Origin of the sequence: Streptomyces sp. NPDC015242 (assembly GCF_043079125.1) — a bacterium.
In the GTDB taxonomy this organism is placed as follows: domain Bacteria; phylum Actinomycetota; class Actinomycetes; order Streptomycetales; family Streptomycetaceae; genus Streptomyces.
This window is the reverse complement of sequence record NZ_JBIBUF010000009.1, coordinates 254,799-276,591: the sequence shown is the minus strand read 5'-3', so window position 1 is coordinate 276,591 and position 21,793 is coordinate 254,799. Positions and strand designations below refer to the sequence as shown.

Genomic DNA, 21,793 nt, shown 5'->3' with positions numbered 1-21,793 from the left:
AGGTGACTCAGCCGCTCAGCCTAGACGGATTTCCACCCATGCCGCCCACTTCATCTCCCCGTCGACTGCCGTACATGGCCGAAACCTTGACAAGTGACATGGACAGGCTGGAGATTGACGCGCGTAGAAGTCGGCGGACACTTGTTCACCGGACCTGCCCCACCAGACACATCGCCCGCCGCTCTCTACGCGCGTCAACCGCCCGCCCCACAGGTAGCGGCAGACAGTCCGAGCACCACCCTCGTCCCGGCGCCCTGTCACGTCCCCGGAGGGAATCCCGTTGCCGAGCAAGTCCTCCGCGCGCCTCGCCGCGCTCACCGTCGCCGCCGCGTGCTCCGCGGCGTCCACGATCGTCCTCACCACCCCCGCGCACGCGGACTCGGTCCGCATCCACGACATCCAGGGCAGCACCCGGATGTCCCCGTACGCCGGCCGGCAGGTCACGGACGTGACCGGAATCGTCACCGGCGTCCGCACCTACGGCTCCTCCCGGGGCTTCTGGATCCAGGACCCGAGCCCGGACGCCGACCCGGCCACCAGTGAGGGCGTCTTCGTCTTCACCAGCTCCACGCCGAAGGGCGTCGCCGTGGGCGACTCCGTCAAGGTCAGCGGCACGGTCGCGGAGTACGTCCCCGGCGGCACCGGCTCCGGCAACCAGGCCCTGACGGAGATCACCAAGCCGGCCACCACGGTCCTGTCCAGCGGCAACGAACTGCCCGCCGCCACGGCCGTCACGGCACGCTCGGTCCCCGCCGCCTACGCCCCCGAGGGCGACCCGGCGGCGAACGGCTCGATCAACGCCCTCCCCCTCCGGCCCGCGAAGTACGCCCTGGACTACTACGAGTCCCTGGAGGGCATGACCGTCGAGGTCGCCGACACCCGCGTGGTCGGCGCCACCGACCCGTACACCGAGCTGTGGGTGACGGTGAAGCCGCACGAGAACCGCACCCGCCACGGCGGCACGGTCTACGGCTCCTACGACGACCAGAACACGGGCCGCCTGCAGATCCAGTCCCTCGGCTCGTCCGCCGCCTTCCCGAAGGCGAACGTCGGCGACACCCTCGCGGGCACCACAGAAGGGCCCCTGGACTACAACCAGTTCGGCGGCTACACCCTGGTCGCGAGCGAACTGGGCACGCTGGAGAGCGCCGGCCGGCAGCGCGAGACCACCCGCAAGCAGCGCTCCTCCGAACTGGCGGTCGCCACCTACAACGTGGAGAACCTCGACCCCACGGACGAGACGTTCGCCGCGCACGCCTCCGCGATCGTGAACAACCTGCAGGCGCCGGACATCGTGTCCCTGGAGGAGATCCAGGACAACAACGGGGCGAAGAACGACGGCACGGTCGCGGCCGACCAGACCCTGACGAAGCTGATCGACGCGATCGTCGCGGCGGGCGGCCCGAAGTACGACTGGCGCTCGATCGACCCGGCGGACAACACCGACGGCGGCGAGCCGGGCGGCAACATCCGCCAGGCGTTCCTGTTCAACCCGGAGCGCGTCTCCTTCGCGGACCGCCCGGGCGGTGACGCCACGACGGCCACCGGCGTGACGAAGATCCGCGGCAAGGCGCACCTGACGCTCAGCCCCGGCCGCATCGCCCCCGCCGACGTGGCCTGGAAGAACAGCCGCAAGCCCCTGGCCGGCGAGTTCGTCTTCCGCGGCCGCACGGTCTTCGTGATCGCCAACCACTTCAACTCCAAGGGCGGCGACCAGGGCCTCACCTCGCAGTACCAGCCGCCGTCCCGCTCCTCCGAGACGCAGCGCCACCAGCAGGCCACTGCGGTGAACGCCTTCGTCAAGGACATCCTCGACACCCAGAAGAACGCGGACGTCGTCACGCTCGGCGACATCAACGACTTCGAGTTCTCGCGGACCACCGAGCTCCTGGAGGGCGAGGGCGAACTCTGGTCGGCGATCAAGTCGCTCCCCCGCAGCGAGCGTTACTCGTACGTCTACCAGGGCAACAGCCAGGTCCTCGACCAGATCCTGATCAGCCCGTCGATCCGCCGCGGCTGCGACTTCGAGTACGACAGCGTGCACGTCAACGCGGAGTTCCACGACCAGATCAGCGACCACGACCCGCAGGTCCTGCGGTTCCGCCCCTAGCGCCATCCGGGCCGGCCGGACACGGTGTCCGGCCGGCCCCGCCCCTCAGGGCACCAGCCCGAGCACGTGGTCGTACCGGCGCACCACGCTCTCCGACAGTCCCGGCCAGTTCTGCACCCGCTTCCACTGCTCGGTCGCCGAGCCGACACCGTCCCCCGGAGCGGCCAGGGCGTCGATGTGGGCCTGGGCGCTCTCCCACTCGGCGTAGTTCAGCACCCGGGTGCCGTCCGTACCGAGGTGGAAGTGGGCGGAGATGCCACCGGGATGCGGCTCCGGCTCGCTCTCCAGGGCCTCGAACACCGCGTCGACCCAGGCACGCTGCCGCTGCGCGTCGGGCCCGTCGAAACGGACGTCCACGATCACCACGCACCCCGGAACAGGCGCGTCGTCCCGCCGGGCGCTGCGGTACCGCCGGTACCGCCCGAGCCACACCCGCTCGATCCCCGGCACGGCCGTGTCGATCTCGTCGACGCGCTCCTGCCGGTGGGTCTTCACGAACGCCTCGTAGGCCTGCTCGCTGCGCCACTGCGAGTAGTGCAGCAGGGTGTCCCCGTCGTGCCCGGCGTACACGTGGTACCCGAGCAGATCCCCGGTCGGCCAGGGCCGCCGCTCCCAGGCCGTGGCGATCGCCTCCACGGCCTGCCGCTGCCGCTCGGGACTCCCGACCCGCCAGGTACTGAAGAAGGGTGCACCGATCCGGGGGTCGGTGAGATCCGGGTGCTGTTCGGTCCGCCGGGCCATGGAACGCTCCAGTTCGTGTACGCCGATCGCTGTGCCCCTCACCTTTCAACCTCGACCGGACTTGAGGTCAAGTGGGCACGCGGAACAGGGCGTTGACCCCCGCAGCCGAGGCCCGACGCACCCGCACCCGCCGCCGCACGGAAGGGGCCGTGCCGGGGGGGGTGTCCGCCCGCAGCGGTTGGCGCGTCAACGGGGAGTCAGCCGGCACGCAACCCCATCGCGCCGTTCCGAGGACGGACACCCCCCGGCGCGGCCCCGACCCGCCGCCCACGGTCAGGCGAGGACCCGCACCCCCACCCGGCGCCACGAGGCACCCGCGTCCCAAAACGCCCCGCGTCACGGGGGGGCACCCCCGTTCCACAGGCGCCCCGCGTCACGGGGCACCCCCGGTCACGAATGCACCCGCGTCACCGATGCCCGTGCGCGACCTTCCACCGCACGACTCCCACAGCCACCACGGCCCCCGCCGCCCCGGCCATCAGCACCGGCTTGGGATGCCGCATCCCGGCCTGCACCACGCTCCGCACCGGCCGCGGCCCCACATGCGCAGCCCGCTCCTGCACGGAGTGCCCCGCCTGCGCCGCGCTGCTGCGCAGCTGCACCGTCATCGCCCCGGCCTTGTCCCGCAGGTCGGCGGCCCGCGCCAGCGCACGCCCCTTCACGTCGGCCTTCCCGGCCAGCTCCTCCACCGTGTTCCCGAGTTCACCCCGCGTCTGCTCGATCTGCCGCCGCAGCTCATCGGGCCCCTTCGCCCCACCCGTCGGCTTCGCCCCTCCGGTCGGCTCAGTCATCGATGTGCCCTTTCCCTGATCTCCTCGACGTCCGCCTTCACGCTGCCGATGGCCCGCTCGGGCGTGGGCGGCGCGGCCCGCCGCAACTGCCCCCGCCCCATCGCGGCCAGCACCGCCGCGATCACGAACAGCACGCCCATGACGATCAGCGCGGCGGCCCACACGGGCACCACCAGAGAGAGCGCGGCCGCACCGGCACCGGCCATCGCGAGGAACCCGGCATAGGCGACCGCACCCGCCGCCCCGAGCAGTCCCCCACCGCGCCCCGCCCGCCGCCCCTTCTCGGCCAGCTCTTCCTTCGCGAGCGCGACCTCCTGCCGCACCAGCCGAGAGAGCTGTTCCGCGGCCTGCCCGACGAGCTCGCCCACGGAGTGGTGCTCGTCGCGCACGGCCCGATGATCCATCGTCCCGGTCACGGTTCCGCCTCCTCTCGAAGTAGGAACCCCCGGGTACCCGTCCGCTCCCCCGGCTACCCCTGCGGCCCGGCGGAGTCCCCGCGCTGCCCGAGCCGCGCCAGCTGCGTCTGGAACCAGTCGAGCCGCGCCTGCAACAACGCGGCCTCCGCCACGAGTTCGGGCACCCCCAATCCCTCCGCGGCCTCGATCCCGGCGGGCCCCGCCCCCTCATCACCGGGCGTCCTGCCACCCCCGTCCACGACCCGCACTCCATCGCCCGCCAACCGGGCGAACCGCCCGAGCGACACCGCCGGACGCCCCCGCGCACACACGTCACACACGGGCGCGAGCCCTCGCCACCCGGCCCGCCCCCACCCGGCATCGGCCAGCACCCGCGCCCCCGCCCCGCAGGCGCACGCCCCCACCGTCACGACCCGCACCCGCTGCCGCGCGTACCGGAAGCCCCGCTCGAAGCGGATGTAGGCCCCGAGGACGGACACCTCCAGCAGCACGGCGGTGCGATGCTCGCCGGCACACAGCAGCGCCTCCGCGGCCTCCCGGTCGTGCACGCAGTGGAATCCGCAGTCGCAGCGGCGGTGCGGCGCCCGGTGCCGCAGCCCGTACACGCAGGCCGCCTCGGCCACCACCCCGTACGGCAGCGCACCGCCGAGCGACACACCGGTGAACCCGGCCCGGGTGCCGTCCCCGGACAGCACCGGGTGAGCGATCTTGTACCCGGTCGGCGGCTCCGTCGGACGCTCCGAGGGAAGCCGCAACCTCATCGGACGGCCGGAACGCCTTCGGCCACGGACTCCTCGATGCCCTCGCCGACGCCCGACACCGCGCGGACCTCCTCGACCCCGGCCACGCCGGGCAGCTCCGTCCCCTCGCCCAGCTCCATCGGCCGCTCTTCCGCGATCCCCGTGGCCAGTGCCTTCCCCAGCTTCATGACGCCTCCCAGGACTTCCGTCGCCGACCGTCACGGCCATGGTGACGCATCGCATCCCCGCTGGGAAGAACACCCTCTAGGAAGCAAAACTTAAGAAAACAGCGTAGAAAAATTAAGTAGAGCTACGCGATCGCGCGCCCGACACTACAGCCATGACCGCACCCCGCACGCCCTTCCTCGGCCGCACGCTCTGCGCGATGGTCACCCCGTTCACCGCCTCCGGCGCCCTGGACCTTGACGGCGCCCAGCACCTCGCCGCCCACCTGGTCGCGAACGGCTGCGACGGCCTGGTGCTCTCCGGCACGACGGGCGAGTCCCCGACCACCACGGACGCGGAGAAGTCCGCCCTGATCACCGCCGTCCGCGAGGCCGTTGCCGGCGGGGCGACGATCGTCGCGGGCATCGGCACCGCCGACACCCGCCACACCGCCGAACTGGCCCGACAGGCCGAGAAGGCCGGCGCGGACGGCCTGCTGGTGGTGGCGCCGTACTACAGCCGGCCCCCGCAGGACGCCGTCGAGGCGCACTTCCGGCAGATCGCCGACACCACCGGACTCCCGCTGATGCTCTACGACATTCCGGCCCGCACGGGCACCCGCGTCGCACCCGAGACGATCCTGCGCCTCGCGGACCACCCCCGGATCGTCGCGGTCAAGGACTGCTCCGCCGACTTCCTGGCCGCCCAGAAGATCCTGGCCCGCACGGACCTGGCGTACTACGCGGGCTGCGACGAACACGTCCTCGCGCTGTACGCCGTGGGCGGCGCCGGTTACGTCAGCACGGTCGCCAACGTGATCCCGGCCCACCTGCGGGCCGTGCTGGACGCGTTCGACACGGCCGACACGGCCCGGGCGGCCCGCCTCCAGCAGCGGGCGGCGCCGCTCATCGAGGCGATGATGGCGGCGGGCCTGCCGGGAGCCGTCACGGCGAAGTCGGTGCTGAACGACCTGGCACTGCCCGCGGGCCCGGTCCGCGCCCCCCTGCGCCCCGCCGACCGCACCACGGCCGACGGCCTGCTCGCACACCACGGCGCCCTGCGCGCCACCTGACGACCACTCACCACCGGGCGACGCCACTCATCGCTCGGTGAACACCGGCTCCCGCGGCGCCCCGGATGTGCACGGCACGACACGGCAGAACGGGACGGCCTGTGCCGCAGGCTTCTGCGGCACAGGCCGTCCCGTCGGTGCGAGATCCCGGCCCCCGGGGCTCAGTTCCAGGCGTAGCCGTCCCCGAAGAGCAGCGTGTGCTCCAGCACGTCCTCCGCCGGGTCGTCGATCTGGCCGACGTTGACGTTGATCAGACCGACCCGATGGCCGTTGTGCGAGTCCTTGCTGGTCTCGTCGGCGTGCGCGGCACCCGCCGGCAGCCAGCACACCGCCAGCCCCACGGCGACCCCCACCAGCAGGCGCACCACGCCCCGCCCCTCGTTCCTCATGCCCCGGTCCTCGTTTCGTCGTCTCGGCGTCTGATCGGACTCTGCGTCCACCCGTTCATCTGCCAAAACCACTGCGAGGTCACGCGGGGTACCTCGTACGGGTCGTCAGTTGTGGCTGTGCAGGATCTCGTTCAGCCCGCCCCACACCGCGTTGTTCGGCCGGGCCTCGACGGTGCCGGTGACCGAGTTGCGGCGGAAGAGGATGTTGGAGGCGCCGGACAGCTCGCGGGCCTTGACGATCTGCCCGTCGGGCATGGTGACGCGGGTACCGGCGGTGATGTAGAGCCCGGCCTCGACGACGCACTCGTCGCCCAGGGCGATGCCGACGCCCGCCTCGGCGCCGATCAGGCACCGCTCGCCGATGGAGATGATCACGTTGCCGCCGCCGGAGAGCGTGCCCATGGTCGACGCGCCGCCGCCGATGTCGGAGCCGTCGCCGATCACGACACCCGCAGAGATCCGGCCTTCGACCATCGACGTGCCGAGCGTGCCGGCGTTGAAGTTGACGAAGCCCTCGTGCATGACGGTGGTGCCCGCGGCGAGGTGCGCGCCGAGGCGGACCCGGTCGGCGTCGGCGATGCGCACGCCCTTCGGGGCCACGTAGTCGGTCATGCGCGGGAACTTGTCCACGGAGGTCACCTGCAGGTGCAGGCCCTCGGCGCGGGCGTTCAGCCGGACCTTCTCCAGGTCGTCGACGGCGACCGGGCCGAGCGAGGTCCACGCGACGTTGGCCAGGAAGCCGAAGATGCCGTCCAGGTTCTGGCCGTGCGGCTTGACCAGGCGGTGGGAGAGCAGGTGCAGGCGCAGGTAGGTGTCGTGCGCGTCGATCGGCTTCTCGTCGAGCGAGGCGATGACCGTGCGGACCGCGACCACTTCGACGCCCCGCCGGGCGTCCGGGCCGATCGCCGCGGTGGCGCCGCCGCCGAGCAGTTCCGCGGCACGCTCGGCGGAGAGCCGCTCGGTGCCGGACGGGCCGGGCGCGTCGGCCAGCTCGGGCGCGGGGAACCAGGTGTCGAGAACGGTACCGTCGGCGGCGATCGTGGCGAGGCCGGCGGCCACGGCGCCGGTGGTGCGAGGAGCAGTCGTGTCGGTCATGAGGGCAACCTAACCGGCGGACACCGGTCGATGCGAACCGGTGCGCGCACGTCTCACGAGCCGGTCGGCACCGCCCGGGGCGGAGGGCCCTCCAGCAGCACGGACACACGTCCAGCAGCACGGACACACCCGTACCGAGGCGCGCGCACCGGCCGGCCGCCCCACCGGCAGAGACGCACCGGCCTCATCGGGACGGTCCCCCACCGGCACCGACGCGCGGGCCACCTCCGAACGCCCCCACCGGCACCGACCCACAGGCCCCATCCGAACGCCCCCGCCGGCACCGACCCACAGGCCCCATCCGAACGCCCCCGCCGGCACCGACCCACAGGCCTCATCCGGACGCCCCCGCCAGCACCCGCTCCAGCACCTCCCGCGCGTAGGCCTCGTCGTACGGCACGCCCGTCAGCAGGACCTGGAGGCAGATGCCGTCGACGACCGCCACCAGCGCCCGCGCGGTGACCGGATCGGTACGGCGGGACAGCTGCTCGGCGACCTTCTCGGCCCACTCGGCGGCGACGGGCCGCAGGGCGGGCCGGCGCAGGGCGGCCAGGTACAGCTCGTACTCCAGTTCCACGCCCGTGCGGTCCCCGGAGAGCCACTGCCCGATCCACCCGGCGAGTGCGGCGGCCAGGTCGGTTCGCGGGTCGTCCAGGCCGCCGCAGGAGGCGATCACCTTGGCGAAGCCCTCGTTGGTCTGCCGCAGCGCGGCGACCAGCAACTCGTCGAGAGTCTTGAAGTGATACGTCGTCGAGCCGAGCGGCACGTCGGCCTCGGCGGCGGCGGTGCGGTGGCTGAGCCCCGCGATGCCCTTGGCACCGACGACCCGGATCGCCGCGTCGATGATCCGCTGCCGTCGCTCGGGGTCGTGCCGCCGGGGCATCAGTGCGCACCCCCGAGGTTCAGCACGACGACCCCGACGATGATCAGCGCGATCCCGGCGGCCTTGGTGACGGTGAGGCCCTCGCCGAGGAAGGTGACGCCGATCGTGGCGACGGCGGCGGTGCCGACTCCGGCCCAGATGGCGTAGGCCGTGCCGATGGAGACGGTCTTCAGCGTCTGCGCGAGGAGCGCGAAGGAGAGCACGTATCCGAGGAGGGTGAGGAGGGAGGGCCCGATCTTGCTGAACCCGTCGCTGTACTTCATGGCGGTGGTCGCGGCCACCTCGGCGGTGATGGCGCCGGCCAGCAGCAGAAATCCCATGTGTACGAGCGTACACAGCGTCTGTACGGGCGTACACACGCGCGGTACGGACCAGCCCGCAACGGCTTGATATCGGCGAGAAACCGCTCTCTTCAAACGAGCCTCAGGGGTCTCATCTGTCCACTACGGTGTCACCGATCACACACCGGGCCGCCACAGCTGCGCCGCCGTCAAGGGTGCCCCGCCGGAGGAACCGCGCATGTCAGAAGAGAAGTCCCGCCCACCACAGGACCGTCCCTGGGAGAGCGGCTGGGCCCCGGACACCACCCGGGCACCGGGAACGCGACGCCTCTGGCTGGCGGGGGCGCTGGCCCTGGCCACGATCACCGCGTGCGTCACGGCCGTCACCGTGATGGAGAACGCGCCGCAGGAGCCCGCCCACCGGGCGGCGGAACCGACCACCCTCGGCAGTTCGGCACCCGGCGGCCTGATCTCGTTCGCGACCCCCTCGAAGAGTTCCACCGCCACACCGGGCGCGCACCGCGGCCGCCCCTCCCCCACCCCGGCCACGAGCGCGCCCACCGGCTCCGCCGCCGCACCGAAGCCGCAGCAGGAGACCACCGGGCCGCCGCGGTCCACCAGCCCTGCCAAGCCCTCGCAGCGGCCCGCCTCCCCCGGCACCTCCATACGCTCGGTCAACCACCCCGACCGCCACTGGCGGGTGCGCTCCGGCTCGGTGCACCTGGACCGGATCGGCTCCGGAGCGGAATCGCGCGAGGACGCCACCTTCCGGCGCGTGCCCGGTCTCGCCGACTCCTCCTGCGCCTCCTTCGCCACGGCGGACGGCCGCTACCTGCGCCACCGGAGCTTCGTCCTGGTCGAGGACGCCGACGACGGCTCGGCGCTGTTCCGCGCGGACGCCACGTTCTGCCCCCGCCCGGCGGCTTCCCCGGGCGCGGTCATGCTGGAATCGGTCAACTACCCTGGGCGGTTCGTGCGCCACCGCGACTTCCGGCTCCGGCTGGACTCGTACGAGCACAACGCCCTGTACCGCGCGGACTCGGCGTTCCGGCTGGTGGCCGGGCTGGGCTGAGCGGGCACGCGGAAGGGGCGGCACCCGGAGGGTGCCGCCCCTGGTACCGCCAGGTGATCTCAGACGTTGAACCCGAGCGCCCGCAGCTGCTCGCGCCCGTCGTCCGTGATCTTGTCGGGGCCCCACGGCGGCATCCACACCCAGTTGATGCGCAACTCGTTGACGAGGCCGTCCGTCGCGGACTTGGCCTGGTCCTCGATGACGTCCGTCAGCGGACAGGCCGCCGACGTGAGGGTCATGTCGACCGTGGCCACGTTCGAGTCGTCGATGTGGATGCCGTAGATCAGGCCGAGGTTGACGACGTCGATGCCCAGCTCGGGGTCGACGACGTCCATCAGGGCCTCACGGAGTTCTTCCTCCGAGGCCGGCTTCATCTCCACGGTCTCACTCATGCCGTCGTCTCCTTGTCGGCGTCGGCTCCGCCCAGTACCTGGGCCGTAGCGTCCTTCCAGGCCATCCAGCTCAGCAGGGCGCACTTGACCCGGGCCGGGTATTTCGACACCCCGGCGAACGCGACCGCGTCCTCCAGGATGTCCTCCATCGCGTCGTCGGGCTCGATCTTCCCCTTGGACTGCATCAGCTCCAGGAAGGTCTCCTGGATCTTCCGCGCGTCGGAGAGCTCCTTGCCGACGAGGAGGTCGTTCAGTACGGACGCGCTCGCCTGGCTGATCGAGCAGCCCTGGCCCTCGTACGAGACGTCCTCGATCGTCGTGCCGGCGTACTTCACGCGCAGCGTGATCTCGTCGCCGCACGTCGGGTTGACGTGGTGCACCTCGGCGTCGCCATCCCGCAAGCCCCGCCCGTGCGGGTTCTTGTAGTGGTCCAGGATGACTTCCTGGTACATGGAGTCCAGCTTCACGGTCTCAGCTCACGCCCTTCAGCCGAAGAAGTTCCGAACGTGCTCCAGGCCGTCGACCAGCGCGTCGATCTCGGCCGGCGTGGAGTACAGATAGAACGACGCTCGCGTGGTCGCAGGAATTCCGTACCGCAGGCAGACCGGCCGGGCGCAGTGGTGGCCAACCCGGACGGCGATGCCCTGTTCGTCGAGGACCTGGCCCACGTCGTGCGGGTGGATGTCGCCGAGGGTGAAGGAGATCGCGGCACCGCGCTCCTCGGCCGTGGTGGGGCCGATGATGCGCAGGTCGGGGACCTCCAGCAGCCGCTTGACCGCGTACTCGGTCAGCGCGTGCTCGTGGGCGAGGATCTTGTCCATGCCGATCGAGTTGAGGTAGTCGATCGCCGCGCCGAGCCCGACCGCCTGGGCGATCGGGGGCGTGCCCGCCTCGAACTTGTGCGGGGCGGGAGCGTACGTCGACGAGTGCATCGACACCGTCTCGATCATCTCGCCGCCGCCGAGGAACGGAGGCAGGTCCTCCAGCAGTTCCTGGCGGCCCCACAGGACGCCGATACCGGTCGGGCCGCACATCTTGTGGCCGGTGAAGGCCACGAAGTCGGCCTGCAGGGCCTGCACGTCCAGCGGCATGTGCGGCGCGGCCTGGGAGGCGTCGACGCAGACCAGCGCACCGACCTCCTGGGCACGGCGCACGATCGCCTCGACGGGGTTCTGGGTGCCGAGGATGTTGGAGACCAGCACGAAGGAGACGATCTTCGTCTTCTCAGTGATGACCTCGTCGATGTTCGACAGGTCCAGGCGGCCGTCGTCGGTGAGGCCGAACCACTTCAGCTTCGCGCCCGTGCGCTGCGCGAGCAGCTGCCACGGCACGATGTTGGAGTGGTGCTCCATCTCCGTGATGACGATCTCGGTCTCGGAGTCCACGCGGTAGGGCTCGTCGGCCCAGCCCAGCATGTTCGCCACGAGGTTGAGCGACTCGGAGGCGTTCTTGGTGAAGATCACCTCGTCGCGCGAGGGCGCGTTGATGAAGTCCGCGACCTTGTCGCGAGCGCCCTCGTACAGCGCCGTGGCCTCCTCGGCGAGCACATGCACACCGCGGTGGACGTTGGCGTTGTAGCGCTCGTAGTACTCACTGAGTGCGTCCAGCACCTGGCGGGGCTTCTGGCTGGTCGCCGCGTTGTCCAGGTACACGAGCTTCCGGCCGTCGTGGACCTGGCGGTCCAGGATGGGGAAGTCCTTGCGGATCGCCTCGGTGTCGAGGAGGCCCGGCAGCTGTGTCACGCGGATGCGCCACCCTTCGTGTATGCCTCGTAGCCCTCGTTCTCCAGCTTGTCGGCGAGCTCGGCGCCGCCGGACTCGACGATCCGGCCGCCGGAGAAGACGTGCACGTGGTCGGGCTTGATGTAGCGCAGGATGCGCGTGTAGTGCGTGATCAGCAGCGTGCCGACCTCGCCCGTCTCGCGGACGCGGTTGACGCCCTCGGAGACGACGCGCAGGGCGTCGACGTCGAGGCCGGAGTCGGTCTCGTCGAGGATGGCGACCTTCGGCTTGAGCAGCTCCAGCTGGAGGATCTCGTGGCGCTTCTTCTCACCGCCGGAGAAGCCCTCGTTGACGTTGCGCTCGGCGAAGGCGGGGTCCATGTTGAGGCGCTCCATGGCCTCCCTGACCTCCTTCACCCAGGTGCGCAGCTTGGGGGCCTCGCCGCGGACGGCGGTGGCGGAGGTGCGCAGGAAGTTGGAGACGGAGACACCGGGGACCTCGACCGGGTACTGCATGGCGAGGAACAGGCCGGCGCGGGCGCGCTCGTCGACGGACATCTCCAGGACGTCCTCACCGTCGAGGGTGACGGTGCCGCCGGTGATCGTGTACTTCGGGTGACCCGCGAGGGAGTAGGCGAGGGTCGACTTGCCCGAGCCGTTGGGGCCCATGATGGCGTGCGTCTCGCCCTGCTTCACGGTGAGGTCGACACCCTTGAGGATTTCCTTCGTGCCGTTCTCGACCTCGACGGTGACGTGCAGGTCTCGGATTTCAAGCGTAGCCATGGGTGCCTCAGGACTCCTGGGTGAGGGAGACGAGCACGTCGTCCCCTTCGATCTTTACGGGGTATACGGGGACGGGGCGCGTCGCCGGAAGGGCGTCGGGCTTGCCGGAGCGGAGGTCGAAGCGCGAGCCGTGCAGCCAGCACTCGATGTGGCAGTCGTCGACCTCGCCCTCCGACAGGGAGACGTTCGCGTGCGAGCAGATGTCGTGGATCGCGAACACCTCCCCCTCGGTCTGCACGATGGACACGGGCGTGCCGTCGAGTTCCACCCGCTTCGGGGTGTCCTCCTCCAGCTCGCCCAGTCCACAGGCGCGTACGAAGGTCATGCGACGGCCGCCTCCAGCTCCTCCTCGATCTTGGCGATCAGGCGCTCCTCGATGTCGGGGAGGCCGATCTGCTGGACCAGTTCGGCGAAGAAGCCGCGGACCACCAGGCGGCGGGCCTCGTGCTCCGGGATGCCGCGGGCCATGAGGTAGAAGAGCTGCTCGTCGTCGAAGCGGCCGGTGGCGGAGGCGTGGCCGGCGCCGACGATCTCGCCGGTCTCGATCTCCAGGTTGGGCACGGAGTCGACGCGCGCGCCGTCCGTGAGGACGAGGTTGCGGTTCATCTCGTACGTGTCCGTGCCCTCGGCCTTGGCCTCGATGAGCACGTCGCCGATCCACACCGCGTGCGCCGCGTCGCCCTGGAGCGCGCCCTTGTAGACGACGTTGGACTTGCAGTGCGGGACGTTGTGGTCGACGAGGAGGCGGTGCTCCTGGTGCTGGCCCTGGTCGGTGAAGTAGAGGCCGAACAGCTCGGCCTCGCCGCCGGGACCGGCGTACTGCACGCGCGGGTGCAGCCGGACCACGTCGCCGCCGAAGGTGACGACGACGGACTTGAAGGAGGCGTCGCGGCCGACGAGCGCGTTGTGCTGCGCGACGTGCACGGCCTTGTCGTCCCAGTCCTGCACGGAGACGACGGTGAGCTTGGCGCCGTCGCCGAGCAGGTAGTCGACGTTGGCGGCGAGCACCGCGTCACCGGTGTGGTCGATGACCACGACGGCCTCGGCGAAGGCGCCCAGCTCGATCACCTGGTGGCCGAAGGCGGTGCCGCCCTCGCCGTGCACCGCGATGCGGATGGGCTCGGTGAGGACGGTTTCCTTGGGGACGGTCACGACCGAGGCCTTCTCGAAGGCCGAGTAGGCCTGGGCGGCGATCCGGTCCACCGGGGTGCCGGCCTTGCCGAGCCGCGCGTCGTCGCGGCCCACGGCCTCGACGGTGACGCCCTCGGGGGCCTGGACCTCGACCTTCACGCCGTTGCCGGTGGCGACGGCGGTGCCGTCGTGCAGGCCGCGCAGGCGCTCCAGCGGGGTGAACCGCCACTCCTCCTCGCGGCCGTGCGGGACGGGGAAGTCCGCGACGTCGAAGGAGGGGGGCGCGCTCATGCGGGTGGCGACGGTCGACTCCGCGGCCACCGCGATCGAGCCCGCGGTGGTCGATCCCACGGGGATGTTCTGGGCCTCAGCCATGGCTGTCGTAGTGCTCTCTTTCCTGGATGGGACGTCTGCTGTCGAGGGGGCGGATCAGCCGACCGCGCCCTCCATCTGCAGCTCGATCAGCCGGTTGAGCTCCAGCGCGTACTCCATGGGGAGCTCCTTGGCGATGGGCTCGACGAAGCCGCGCACGATCATCGCCATGGCCTCGTCCTCGCTCAGGCCGCGGCTCATCAGGTAGAAGAGCTGGTCCTCGGAGACCTTGGAGACGGTCGCCTCGTGGCCCATGGACACGTCGTCCTCGCGGACGTCCACGTAGGGGTAGGTGTCCGAGCGGGAGATGGTGTCCACCAGCAGCGCGTCGCAGAGCACGTTGGACTTGGAGCCCGGGGCGCCCTCGCCGATCTCGATCAGACCGCGGTAGGAGGTGCGGCCGCCGCCTCGCGCCACCGACTTGGAGACGATGTTCGAGGAGGTGTTCGGGGCCATGTGGACCATCTTGGCGCCGGCGTCCTGGTGCTGGCCCTCGCCCGCGAAGGCGATGGACAGGGTCTCGCCCTTGGCGTGCTCGCCCATGAGGTAGACGGCCGGGTACTTCATCGTCACCTTGGAACCGATGTTGCCGTCGATCCACTCCATGGTCGCGCCCTCGTACGCCACGGCGCGCTTGGTGACCAGGTTGTAGACGTTGTTCGACCAGTTCTGGATGGTCGTGTAGCGGCAGCGGGCGTTCTTCTTGACGATGATCTCGACGACCGCGGAGTGCAGCGAGTCCGACTTGTAGATCGGGGCGGTGCAGCCCTCGACGTAGTGCACGTAGGCACCCTCGTCGACGATGATCAGGGTCCGCTCGAACTGGCCCATGTTCTCCGTGTTGATGCGGAAGTAGGCCTGGAGCGGGATCTCCACCTGGACGCCCGGCGGCACGTAGATGAAGGAGCCGCCCGACCACACGGCGGTGTTCAGCGCGGCGAACTTGTTGTCACCGGCGGGGATGACGGTGCCGAAGTACTCCTTGAAGAGCTCCGGGTGCTCCTTCAGCGCGGTGTCGGTGTCGAGGAAGATGACGCCCTGCTCCTCCAGGTCCTCGCGGATCTGGTGGTAGACGACCTCCGACTCGTACTGCGCGGCGACACCGGCGACGAGGCGCTGCTTCTCCGCCTCGGGGATGCCGAGCTTGTCGTACGTGTTCTTGATGTCCTCGGGCAGGTCCTCCCAGGACTCCGCCTGCTTCTCCGTGGAGCGCACGAAGTACTTGATGTTGTCGAAGTCGATGCCGGACAGGTCCGAGCCCCAGTTCGGCATGGGCTTCTTCTCGAACAGGCGCAGGCCCTTGAGGCGGAGCTTGGTCATCCACTCCGGCTCGCTCTTCTTGGAGGAGATGTCCCGGACGACGTCCTCGCCCAGGCCCCGGCGGGCCGACGCACCGGCCTCGTCCCGGTCGGCCCAGCCGTATTCGTACTTGCCCAGGCCCTCGAGCTCAGGGTGGGCAGTCTCCGTGGGGAGAGTCATGCGGGGTTCCTCCCGGCCGTGCTTGCAGATGCGTTGTGGGAAATCTTGGGGATGAACGTCGTGCAGACGCCGTCGCCGTGGGCGATGGTGGCGAGCCGCTGTACGTGCGTACCGAGCAGCTCCGCGAAAAATTCCGTCTCCGCCTCGCACAGCTGCGGGAACTGCTCGGCGACATGGGCGACCGGGCAGTGGTGCTGGCAGAGCTGCTCACCCTTCTGCGGGTGGGGCGCGCTGCGCGCGGTAGCAGCGTACCCGTCCGCGCTCAGGGCCTTGGCCAGCGCTTCGGTCCGCTTCTCGGGCGGGGCGGTCTCGACCGCACGGCGGTAGGCGCCCGCCTGGGCGGCGATGCGCGCGCGGGCGAAGGCGGCGATGGCCTCGCTGCCGCCCTCACGGTCGGCGATCCAGCGCAGCGCGTCCGCGGCGAGCTTGTCGTACGACTGGTCGAAGGCGTCCCGGCCGCAGTCCGTCAGGGCGAACACCTTGGCGGGCCGGCCGCGGGTGCGCGCGCCGTAGACCCGCTGCTCACGGGCCTCGACGACACCGTCGCCCGTGAGGGCGTCGAGATGCCGGCGCACGGCCGCCTGGGTGAGGCCCAGCCGCTCGGCGAGTTCCGCGACGGTCGAGGGGCCGTGGTCCAGGATCGACCGCGCGACCCGGTTGCGGGTGGACCGCTCCCCGGTCGCGAGCTCCTCCTGCGGGGCCCCCGTGGGGGTCTCCCGAGCCTCGCCGACGTTTTTCACAACGCCATTGTTGCGTAATTCATCTGGCCCGGGCAAGCGGCGTCCGGGCCGCCCGACGGTGCGCTGCGTCACTTAGGTAAACCTAATCTGACCTGCGGAAACGATCTCCGGTCGAGCGAACCGCTGGCATCGGGCGGCCGCTTCGGGAAGACTCCCCCACCATGGCCACACCCCCTCCCACCGGCCCACTTGTCACCCGCGACACCCTGCGCGCCCAGCTGTGCGAGCTGGGGGTGCGCCCCGGCGAGATCCTGCTCGTGCACTCCTCGCTCCGTTCCCTCGGCTGGGTCAACGGCGGCGCCGTCGCGGTCGTGCAGGGACTGCTCGGCGCGCTCGGCCCCGAGGGCACGCTGGTGGTGCCCACACAGACCGGCGAGCTGTCCGACCCGGTCCTGTGGAGCAACCCGCCCGTGCCCCCGGAGTGGTGGGCGGACATCCGCGCCACCATGCCCGCCTACGACCCCCGCATCACCCCGAGCCGCGGCGTGGGCGTCGTGCCGGAGACCGTCCGCACCTGGCCCGGGGCCCTGCGCAGCGCGCATCCGCAGACCTCGTTCGCCGCCCTCGGCCCGCGGGCCGCGGAGATCGTCGAGGGACACGCGCCCGACTGCCGGCTCGGCGAGCGCAGCCCGCTCGCGAAGCTGGAGGCGCTGGACGCCCGGGTCCTGCTGCTGGGCGCCGGCTACGCCTCCTGCACCAGCTTCCACCTCGCCGAGTACCGCATCCCGTCCCCGCGCGTGGCCGTGGGCCGCCCGGGCCCGGACGGCTGGGAGACCGTGACCGAGGTGTCCATCAGCTCGGACCGGTTCGACGAGCTGGGCTACGACTTCGAGCGGGACCGTCCCGTCGTGCGCGGCAAGGCCGGGGCGGCCGAGGCCCGGTTGTTCCCGGTGAAGGACGCGGTGGCCTACGCCGAACGGTGGCTCGCCACGCACCGGCCGCGCGAGGAGCAGTAGCCGCACCCCCCGCCCCGGGCACCCGCGCGCCTACCTAGACTCTGGAGTCATGCGAAGCGACCCCGTGGTCCAGGTCCAGGCCCTGGTGAAGCGGTACGGCACGAAGACCGCGGTGGACGGGCTTGACCTGGTGGCCCACCGGGGCGTGACCGCCGTGCTCGGACCCAACGGGGCGGGCAAGACGACCACGGTCGAGACCTGCGAGGGGTACCGGAAGCCGGATGCCGGCACGGTGCGCGTGCTGGGCCTCGACCCGGTGCGGCAGTCCGGGGACCTGCGCCCCCGGATCGGCGTGATGCTCCAGTCCGGCGGCGTCTACTCGGGCTCCCGCGCCGACGAGATGCTCCGGCACGTGGCGAAGCTGCACGCCCACCCCCTGGACGTGGACGCCCTCGTCGAGCGCCTCGGCCTCGGCTCGTGCGGCCGTACCACGTACCGGCGGCTGTCGGGCGGTCAGCAGCAGCGGCTCGCCCTGGCCATGGCCGTGGTCGGCCGCCCCGAGCTGGTCTTCCTGGACGAGCCGACCGCCGGCCTCGACCCGCAGGCCCGCCGCGCCACCTGGGACCTGGTCCGGGACCTGCGCGCCGACGGCGTCTCCGTGATCCTCACCACGCACTACATGGACGAGGCCGAGCAGCTCGCCGACGACGTGGCGATCATCGACGCCGGCCGGGTCATCGCCCAGGGCTCCCCGGAGGAGCTGTGCCGGGGCGGCGCCGAGAACACCCTCCGCTTCAGCGGCCGGCCCGGTCTCGACGTGGGGTCGCTGCTGAAGGCCCTGCCCGCCGACTGCTCGGCCGCCGAGCTGACGCCGGGCTCCTACCGGGTCTCCGGCAAGGTCGACCCGCAACTGCTCGCCACGGTCACCTCCTGGTGCGCCCAGCACGGCGTGCTGCCGGAGAAGATCTCGGTCGAGCGGCACACCCTGGAGGACGTCTTCTTGGAGCTCACCGGCAAGGAGCTGCGCTCATGACCGCCCCCGGCACCGGGACGTACACGCCGAGGCCCGGCGCGGCCCCGCTCCCCCGCATGATCACGGCGCAGGCCCTGCTCGAGACGAAGATGCTGCTGCGCAACGGCGAGCAGTTGCTGCTGACGGTCGTCATCCCGACGCTGCTGCTGGTGCTCTTCAGCACCGTGGACATCGTCGACACCGGCTCCGGCAAGGCGGTCGACTTCCTCGCCCCGGGCATCCTGGCGCTCGCGGTGATGTCGACGGCGTTCACCGGCCAGGCGATCGCCACCGGCTTCGAGCGGCGCTACGGCGTCCTGAAGCGGCTCGCCTCCTCGCCCCTGCCCCGCTGGGGGCTGATGACGGCGAAGACCCTGTCGGTGCTGGTCACCGAGGTGCTCCAGGTGATCCTGCTGACGGTGATCGCCTTCACGCTGGGCTGGTCTCCGCAGGGCGACCCGTTCGCGGTGCTGCTGCTCCTGGTCCTCGGCACGGCGGCCTTCTCCGGCCTCGGGCTGCTGATGGCCGGGACGCTGAAGGCCGAGGCGACGCTGGCCGCGGCGAACCTGGTGTTCCTGCTGCTGCTCGTCGGCGGCGGGGTCGTCGTTCCCCTCGACAAGTTCCCGCAGGGCGCGCAGGACGTGCTGGGCCTGCTGCCCATCGCGGCGCTCTCGGACGGCCTGCGGGACGTGCTCCAGCACGGGGCCGGGATGCCCTGGGGCGACCTGGGGATCCTCGCGGTCTGGGCGGTGGCCGCCCTGGCCGCCGCCGGGACGTTCTTCCGCTGGGAGTGAGGCCGTGACGGACCCTCGTGAAAGCGTGCACAAGCGGCCGCCTACGATGGGACGCGTGCCAAAAGTGACCCGTGCCGACACCCTGGCGGCCCTGCGGAACCCGCTCGCCTTCATCGCCGCACGCTGGACCCCGGAACCCCGGACCGTCCGGCGCGCGGCCCTGTCCGCGCTCGTGATGTCGGTGCTCATCGTCGTCACCGGCGGTGCCGTCCGGCTGACCGGCTCGGGCCTGGGCTGCCCGACCTGGCCCAAGTGCACCGACGACTCGCTCACCTCGACCGCCGAGATGGGCGTGCACGGTGCCATCGAGTTCGGCAACCGGATGCTGACGTACGTGCTGTGCGCCGCCGTCGGCTGGGCCATCATCGCCGCGCGCTCGCGGAAGCCGTACCGGCGCGGCCTGGTCCGGCTGGGCTGGGCGCAGTTCTGGATCGTGATGAGCAACGCGATCCTCGGCGGCATCGTCGTGCTGGTCGGTCTCAACCCGTACACGGTCGCGGCGCACTTCGTGGCGACGTCGGCGCTGATCGCGGTGGCCACGGTGATGTGGCAGCGCGCCGGGGAGGGCGACGGCGAGCCGCGGCCGCTGGTCGGCAAGGCCGTGCGGCAGCTGGTGTGGTTCATGATCGCCGCGGCCGTCCTGCTCATCCTGGTCGGCACGGTCGTCACCGGCGCCGGCCCGCACGCCGGCGACTCCAGCGAGGTCGAGCGGATGCCGGTCGACTGGGAGACGGTGAGCAAGCTGCACGCCGTGCTGGCGTGGATCGTGGTGACGCTGACGTTCGCCCTGTGGTTCGTCCTCAAGGCCGTCGACGCGCCGAAGGGCCCGCTGCACCGCACTCGCGAGCTGTTCCTGATCCTGCTCGCCCAGGGCGTCATCGGCTACGTCCAGTACTTCACCGATCTGCCCGAGGTCCTGGTCGGTCTGCACATGCTCGGTTCGGCCGTGATGTGGATCTGGGTGCTGCGTGTGGCGCTGTCGCTGCGCGAACGCCCGGAGGTCCTGGCCGACGTGCCCGGCCCCGCGGCCGAGGCCAGCCTCACCAAGGCCTAGGGCCGGCGCCGGGCGCTCATCCGCCCTTCCCGAGCCCGTACACCCGGCGCGCGTTCGCCGAGGCCAGCATGTTCGCCACGCGCTGCGCGTCGCCCAGGGACCAGGCGCCCTCCGCGACCCAGGTGCCCAGCACCCGGCCGAGCGCCTCGCGGAACAGCCGGGCGCCCACCACGTGCAGCTCGGGCAGCCCCCGGGCGCCGGTGGAGAAGAGGACCTTGCCGAAGGGGGCCAGCTCCAGGATCTCCGCCAGGACGGTCGCGGCCCGGGCGCCGGTGCGCACCAGGGCGGCGCCGCAGTCGACGTGGACGTGCGGGAAGACGCCGGCGAGATGGGCGGCGTGCCGGTGGTACGGGTAGCCGTGCAGCAGCACGAGGTCCGTGCCGAGCCCGGCGGTGGCCCGGACGAAGTCCGTCAGCAGCACCGGGTCCGTACGGTCGATGCGCAGGCCCGGGGCGCCGAGCCCCGCGTGCAGCTGGAGCGGCCGCCCGGAGGCGACCGCGCTCCACAGCAGGTGCCGCAGCAGTACGGGGTCGCTCAGCTCCCCGCCGACGCCGCGCCCGGCGAGCCAGCGCCCGGCGGCTCCGCGCACCTCTCCCGGCCCGGGCGGCTCGGGCGCCAGCGCGAGGCCGTGCCGTACCCCGGCCACGGAGGTGAAGGCGACGGCGTGCGCGGCGGCCGCGTGGACCGACTCGGCGAGGTTGGCCAGGAAGGACTCGACGGTTCCGGAGGTGTCGGCGACCTGCTCGGCGAGGAGTTCCAGCCGGACGATCTCATGGGCCTCGGCGGCTGCGGCGGAGGCCAGCTCGCCGGGTTCGGTGAGGTCGCCGGGAAGCCCGGAGTCGACCAGGTAGGTGGTGATGCCGCTGCCGCGCAGCAGTCTGCGGCCTGATTCCAGCACGCCGAGTTCGCGGCGGCGGGCCAGGTAGCGGGCCGGTGGGCAGTGGGGTTCCAGGCCGAGCAGGGGCGGGCACCAGCGTCTGACGGCGAAGCCGGTCTGGGTGTCGAACAGGGTGGTGCCGGGGGCGGGCGGGCCCTCGGTGCGCAGGAGATGGGCCTCGAAGGTGCCGAGGCCCAGCTCCGTGCGCAGCACTCCGTGGCAGTACTGGTCCACGAGGGACGGCGTTTCGATCATCCGGGCCTCCCCGTGGACCGCGTTGTTCTACGGGTCCTAACGGGTGAAGCGGGTGCGAGGTCGCGGTCCCGGGGTGGGCGGCCGGCGCCGTACGGCGGCTGCGGACCGGATGGGGTTGCTCGCGCAGTTCCCCGCGCCCCCGAAAGCGGGTCAGTCGTTCTTGGGGCCGCCCACCTGGATACCGGCCATACGGCTCCACTCGTAGCGGCCCGTCTTCACCTTCGCGGCGAACTCGCCGTCGAAGGACTCGTGGCGGGTGATGCCCGACTTCTCCACCGCCTTCTCGGCGATCTCGAAGGAGGGGGCGACCAGGTCGCCCCAGTTGCCGTCCTCGCCGACCAGGACGATGCGGGCGCCGCGCTCGCCGAGGTAGGCGATCTGGCCCTCGGCGCCGCCGTGGGCCTTGGAGAAGGAGCTGATCTGCTGGGCGAGCCGGGCGGCCTTGCGCTCGGCCTTCGGGTCAACCTGCTGCGTCTCTGCCATGACCAGGATGCTACTCACGAGTAGATCCACTCGCGAGGGCGGGGCGGTGT

The 21,793-nt window shown here is 71.5% G+C and carries 26 protein-coding genes; 7 read left to right on the top strand and 19 right to left on the bottom strand.

Going from position 1 to position 21,793, the window contains the following annotated elements:
* Positions 1-280: 280 nt before the first annotated feature.
* Positions 281-2,110, top strand: coding sequence for an endonuclease/exonuclease/phosphatase family protein (locus ACF07N_RS29315; RefSeq protein WP_392118515.1), 1,830 nt, complete (start codon positions 281-283; stop codon positions 2,108-2,110).
* Positions 2,111-2,155: 45 nt separating this feature from the next.
* Here ACF07N_RS29315 and ACF07N_RS29310 read toward each other — a convergent pair whose 3' ends face one another.
* From ACF07N_RS29310 to ACF07N_RS29290, 5 genes are all read right to left on the bottom strand, one after another.
* Positions 2,156-2,851, bottom strand: coding sequence for an antibiotic biosynthesis monooxygenase (locus ACF07N_RS29310; RefSeq protein ID WP_392118792.1), 696 nt, complete (start codon positions 2,849-2,851; stop codon positions 2,156-2,158).
* A 407-nt stretch (positions 2,852-3,258) separates the two neighbouring features.
* Positions 3,259-3,642, bottom strand: coding sequence for a DUF3618 domain-containing protein (locus ACF07N_RS29305; RefSeq protein WP_383583370.1), 384 nt, complete (start codon positions 3,640-3,642; stop codon positions 3,259-3,261).
* Positions 3,639-4,058 carry a phage holin family protein gene (locus ACF07N_RS29300; RefSeq protein WP_383331888.1) on the bottom strand — a complete coding sequence of 140 codons (420 nt, stop codon included), beginning with the start codon at positions 4,056-4,058 and terminating at the stop codon, positions 3,639-3,641. Before ACF07N_RS29300 ends, ACF07N_RS29305 begins: the two co-directional genes overlap by 4 nt.
* A gap of 53 nt (positions 4,059-4,111) precedes the next feature.
* The gene (locus ACF07N_RS29295; protein ID WP_392118511.1) at positions 4,112-4,819 is read right to left on the bottom strand and encodes a hypothetical protein; all 708 of its coding nucleotides are present in this window, start codon (positions 4,817-4,819) and stop codon (positions 4,112-4,114) included.
* Positions 4,816-4,986, bottom strand: a complete 171-nt coding sequence (locus tag ACF07N_RS29290) for a hypothetical protein (protein ID WP_392118508.1) — start codon at positions 4,984-4,986, stop codon at positions 4,816-4,818. Before ACF07N_RS29290 ends, ACF07N_RS29295 begins: the two co-directional genes overlap by 4 nt.
* A 152-nt stretch (positions 4,987-5,138) precedes the next feature.
* On the opposite strand from ACF07N_RS29290, the gene dapA reads away from it, so the two are divergent.
* Positions 5,139-6,035: a 4-hydroxy-tetrahydrodipicolinate synthase gene (gene dapA / locus ACF07N_RS29285; protein ID WP_392118505.1), complete on the top strand. Its 897-nt coding sequence runs from the start codon at positions 5,139-5,141 to the stop codon at positions 6,033-6,035.
* 161 nt (positions 6,036-6,196) lie between these two features.
* On the opposite strand, the gene ACF07N_RS29280 is transcribed toward dapA, so the two are convergent.
* From ACF07N_RS29280 to ACF07N_RS29265, 4 genes are all read right to left on the bottom strand, one after another.
* Entirely contained in the window at positions 6,197-6,424 is a 228-nt protein-coding gene (locus ACF07N_RS29280) for a hypothetical protein (RefSeq protein ID WP_392118502.1), read from the bottom strand.
* A gap of 105 nt (positions 6,425-6,529) precedes the next feature.
* Positions 6,530-7,519, bottom strand: a complete 990-nt coding sequence (gene dapD / locus ACF07N_RS29275; protein WP_383331877.1) for a 2,3,4,5-tetrahydropyridine-2,6-dicarboxylate N-succinyltransferase — start codon at positions 7,517-7,519, stop codon at positions 6,530-6,532.
* 334 nt (positions 7,520-7,853) lie between these two features.
* Positions 7,854-8,402, bottom strand: a complete 549-nt coding sequence (locus tag ACF07N_RS29270; RefSeq protein ID WP_392118499.1) for a TetR/AcrR family transcriptional regulator — start codon at positions 8,400-8,402, stop codon at positions 7,854-7,856.
* On the bottom strand, positions 8,402-8,722 hold the full coding sequence (locus ACF07N_RS29265; RefSeq protein ID WP_392118497.1) for a DMT family transporter: 321 nt from the start codon (positions 8,720-8,722) through the stop codon (positions 8,402-8,404). Before ACF07N_RS29265 ends, ACF07N_RS29270 begins: the two co-directional genes overlap by 1 nt.
* 199 nt (positions 8,723-8,921) lie before the next feature.
* Between ACF07N_RS29265 and ACF07N_RS29260 the strand changes: the two genes are divergently transcribed.
* Entirely contained in the window at positions 8,922-9,755 is an 834-nt protein-coding gene (locus tag ACF07N_RS29260; RefSeq protein ID WP_392118494.1) for an AbfB domain-containing protein, read from the top strand.
* A gap of 59 nt (positions 9,756-9,814) precedes the next feature.
* Here ACF07N_RS29260 and ACF07N_RS29255 read toward each other — a convergent pair whose 3' ends face one another.
* Genes ACF07N_RS29255 through ACF07N_RS29220 form a run of 8 tightly spaced genes read right to left on the bottom strand, consistent with a single transcriptional unit; the run spans position 9,815 to position 16,372 of the window.
* Positions 9,815-10,147, bottom strand: coding sequence for a metal-sulfur cluster assembly factor (locus ACF07N_RS29255; RefSeq protein ID WP_006131178.1), 333 nt, complete (start codon positions 10,145-10,147; stop codon positions 9,815-9,817).
* On the bottom strand, positions 10,144-10,614 hold the full coding sequence (sufU, locus tag ACF07N_RS29250; protein ID WP_383346750.1) for a Fe-S cluster assembly sulfur transfer protein SufU: 471 nt from the start codon (positions 10,612-10,614) through the stop codon (positions 10,144-10,146). The genes ACF07N_RS29255 and sufU overlap by 4 nt, the downstream gene beginning before the upstream one ends.
* An 18-nt stretch (positions 10,615-10,632) precedes the next feature.
* A complete protein-coding gene (locus tag ACF07N_RS29245; RefSeq protein WP_389613762.1) occupies positions 10,633-11,889 on the bottom strand; it encodes a cysteine desulfurase in 1,257 nt (418 codons plus the stop codon).
* Positions 11,886-12,650 (bottom strand): Fe-S cluster assembly ATPase SufC, encoded by a 765-nt coding sequence (gene sufC / locus ACF07N_RS29240; protein WP_383331867.1) that lies wholly within the window; start codon positions 12,648-12,650, stop codon positions 11,886-11,888. The genes ACF07N_RS29245 and sufC overlap by 4 nt, the downstream gene beginning before the upstream one ends.
* 7 nt (positions 12,651-12,657) lie before the next feature.
* Complete coding sequence (locus ACF07N_RS29235) at positions 12,658-12,975, bottom strand: non-heme iron oxygenase ferredoxin subunit (RefSeq protein ID WP_020273986.1); 318 nt, start codon at positions 12,973-12,975, stop codon at positions 12,658-12,660.
* On the bottom strand, positions 12,972-14,156 hold the full coding sequence (sufD, locus tag ACF07N_RS29230; RefSeq protein WP_383331865.1) for a Fe-S cluster assembly protein SufD: 1,185 nt from the start codon (positions 14,154-14,156) through the stop codon (positions 12,972-12,974). The genes ACF07N_RS29235 and sufD overlap by 4 nt, the downstream gene beginning before the upstream one ends.
* Positions 14,157-14,210: 54 nt before the next feature.
* Positions 14,211-15,632, bottom strand: coding sequence for a Fe-S cluster assembly protein SufB (sufB, locus tag ACF07N_RS29225; RefSeq protein WP_365089070.1), 1,422 nt, complete (start codon positions 15,630-15,632; stop codon positions 14,211-14,213).
* Positions 15,629-16,372: a helix-turn-helix transcriptional regulator gene (locus tag ACF07N_RS29220; protein ID WP_383331862.1), complete on the bottom strand. Its 744-nt coding sequence runs from the start codon at positions 16,370-16,372 to the stop codon at positions 15,629-15,631. Before ACF07N_RS29220 ends, sufB begins: the two co-directional genes overlap by 4 nt.
* A gap of 161 nt (positions 16,373-16,533) precedes the next feature.
* On the opposite strand from ACF07N_RS29220, the gene ACF07N_RS29215 reads away from it, so the two are divergent.
* Genes ACF07N_RS29215 through ACF07N_RS29200 form a run of 4 tightly spaced genes read left to right on the top strand, consistent with a single transcriptional unit; the run spans position 16,534 to position 20,128 of the window.
* A complete protein-coding gene (locus tag ACF07N_RS29215; RefSeq protein ID WP_392118487.1) occupies positions 16,534-17,328 on the top strand; it encodes an aminoglycoside N(3)-acetyltransferase in 795 nt (264 codons plus the stop codon).
* Between the two features lie 49 nt (positions 17,329-17,377).
* Complete coding sequence (locus ACF07N_RS29210; protein WP_383346741.1) at positions 17,378-18,301, top strand: ABC transporter ATP-binding protein; 924 nt, start codon at positions 17,378-17,380, stop codon at positions 18,299-18,301.
* Positions 18,298-19,074 (top strand): ABC transporter permease, encoded by a 777-nt coding sequence (locus tag ACF07N_RS29205; RefSeq protein WP_392118484.1) that lies wholly within the window; start codon positions 18,298-18,300, stop codon positions 19,072-19,074. Before ACF07N_RS29210 ends, ACF07N_RS29205 begins: the two co-directional genes overlap by 4 nt.
* A gap of 46 nt (positions 19,075-19,120) precedes the next feature.
* On the top strand, positions 19,121-20,128 hold the full coding sequence (locus ACF07N_RS29200) for a heme A synthase (RefSeq protein ID WP_392118481.1): 1,008 nt from the start codon (positions 19,121-19,123) through the stop codon (positions 20,126-20,128).
* A gap of 16 nt (positions 20,129-20,144) precedes the next feature.
* Here ACF07N_RS29200 and ACF07N_RS29195 read toward each other — a convergent pair whose 3' ends face one another.
* Together ACF07N_RS29195 and ACF07N_RS29190 are read right to left on the bottom strand one after the other, a co-directional pair.
* Positions 20,145-21,260 (bottom strand): amidohydrolase family protein, encoded by a 1,116-nt coding sequence (locus tag ACF07N_RS29195; protein ID WP_383331852.1) that lies wholly within the window; start codon positions 21,258-21,260, stop codon positions 20,145-20,147.
* Between the two features lie 150 nt (positions 21,261-21,410).
* The gene (locus ACF07N_RS29190) at positions 21,411-21,743 is read right to left on the bottom strand and encodes a hypothetical protein (protein ID WP_392118478.1); all 333 of its coding nucleotides are present in this window, start codon (positions 21,741-21,743) and stop codon (positions 21,411-21,413) included.
* Positions 21,744-21,793: the final 50 nt, after the last annotated feature.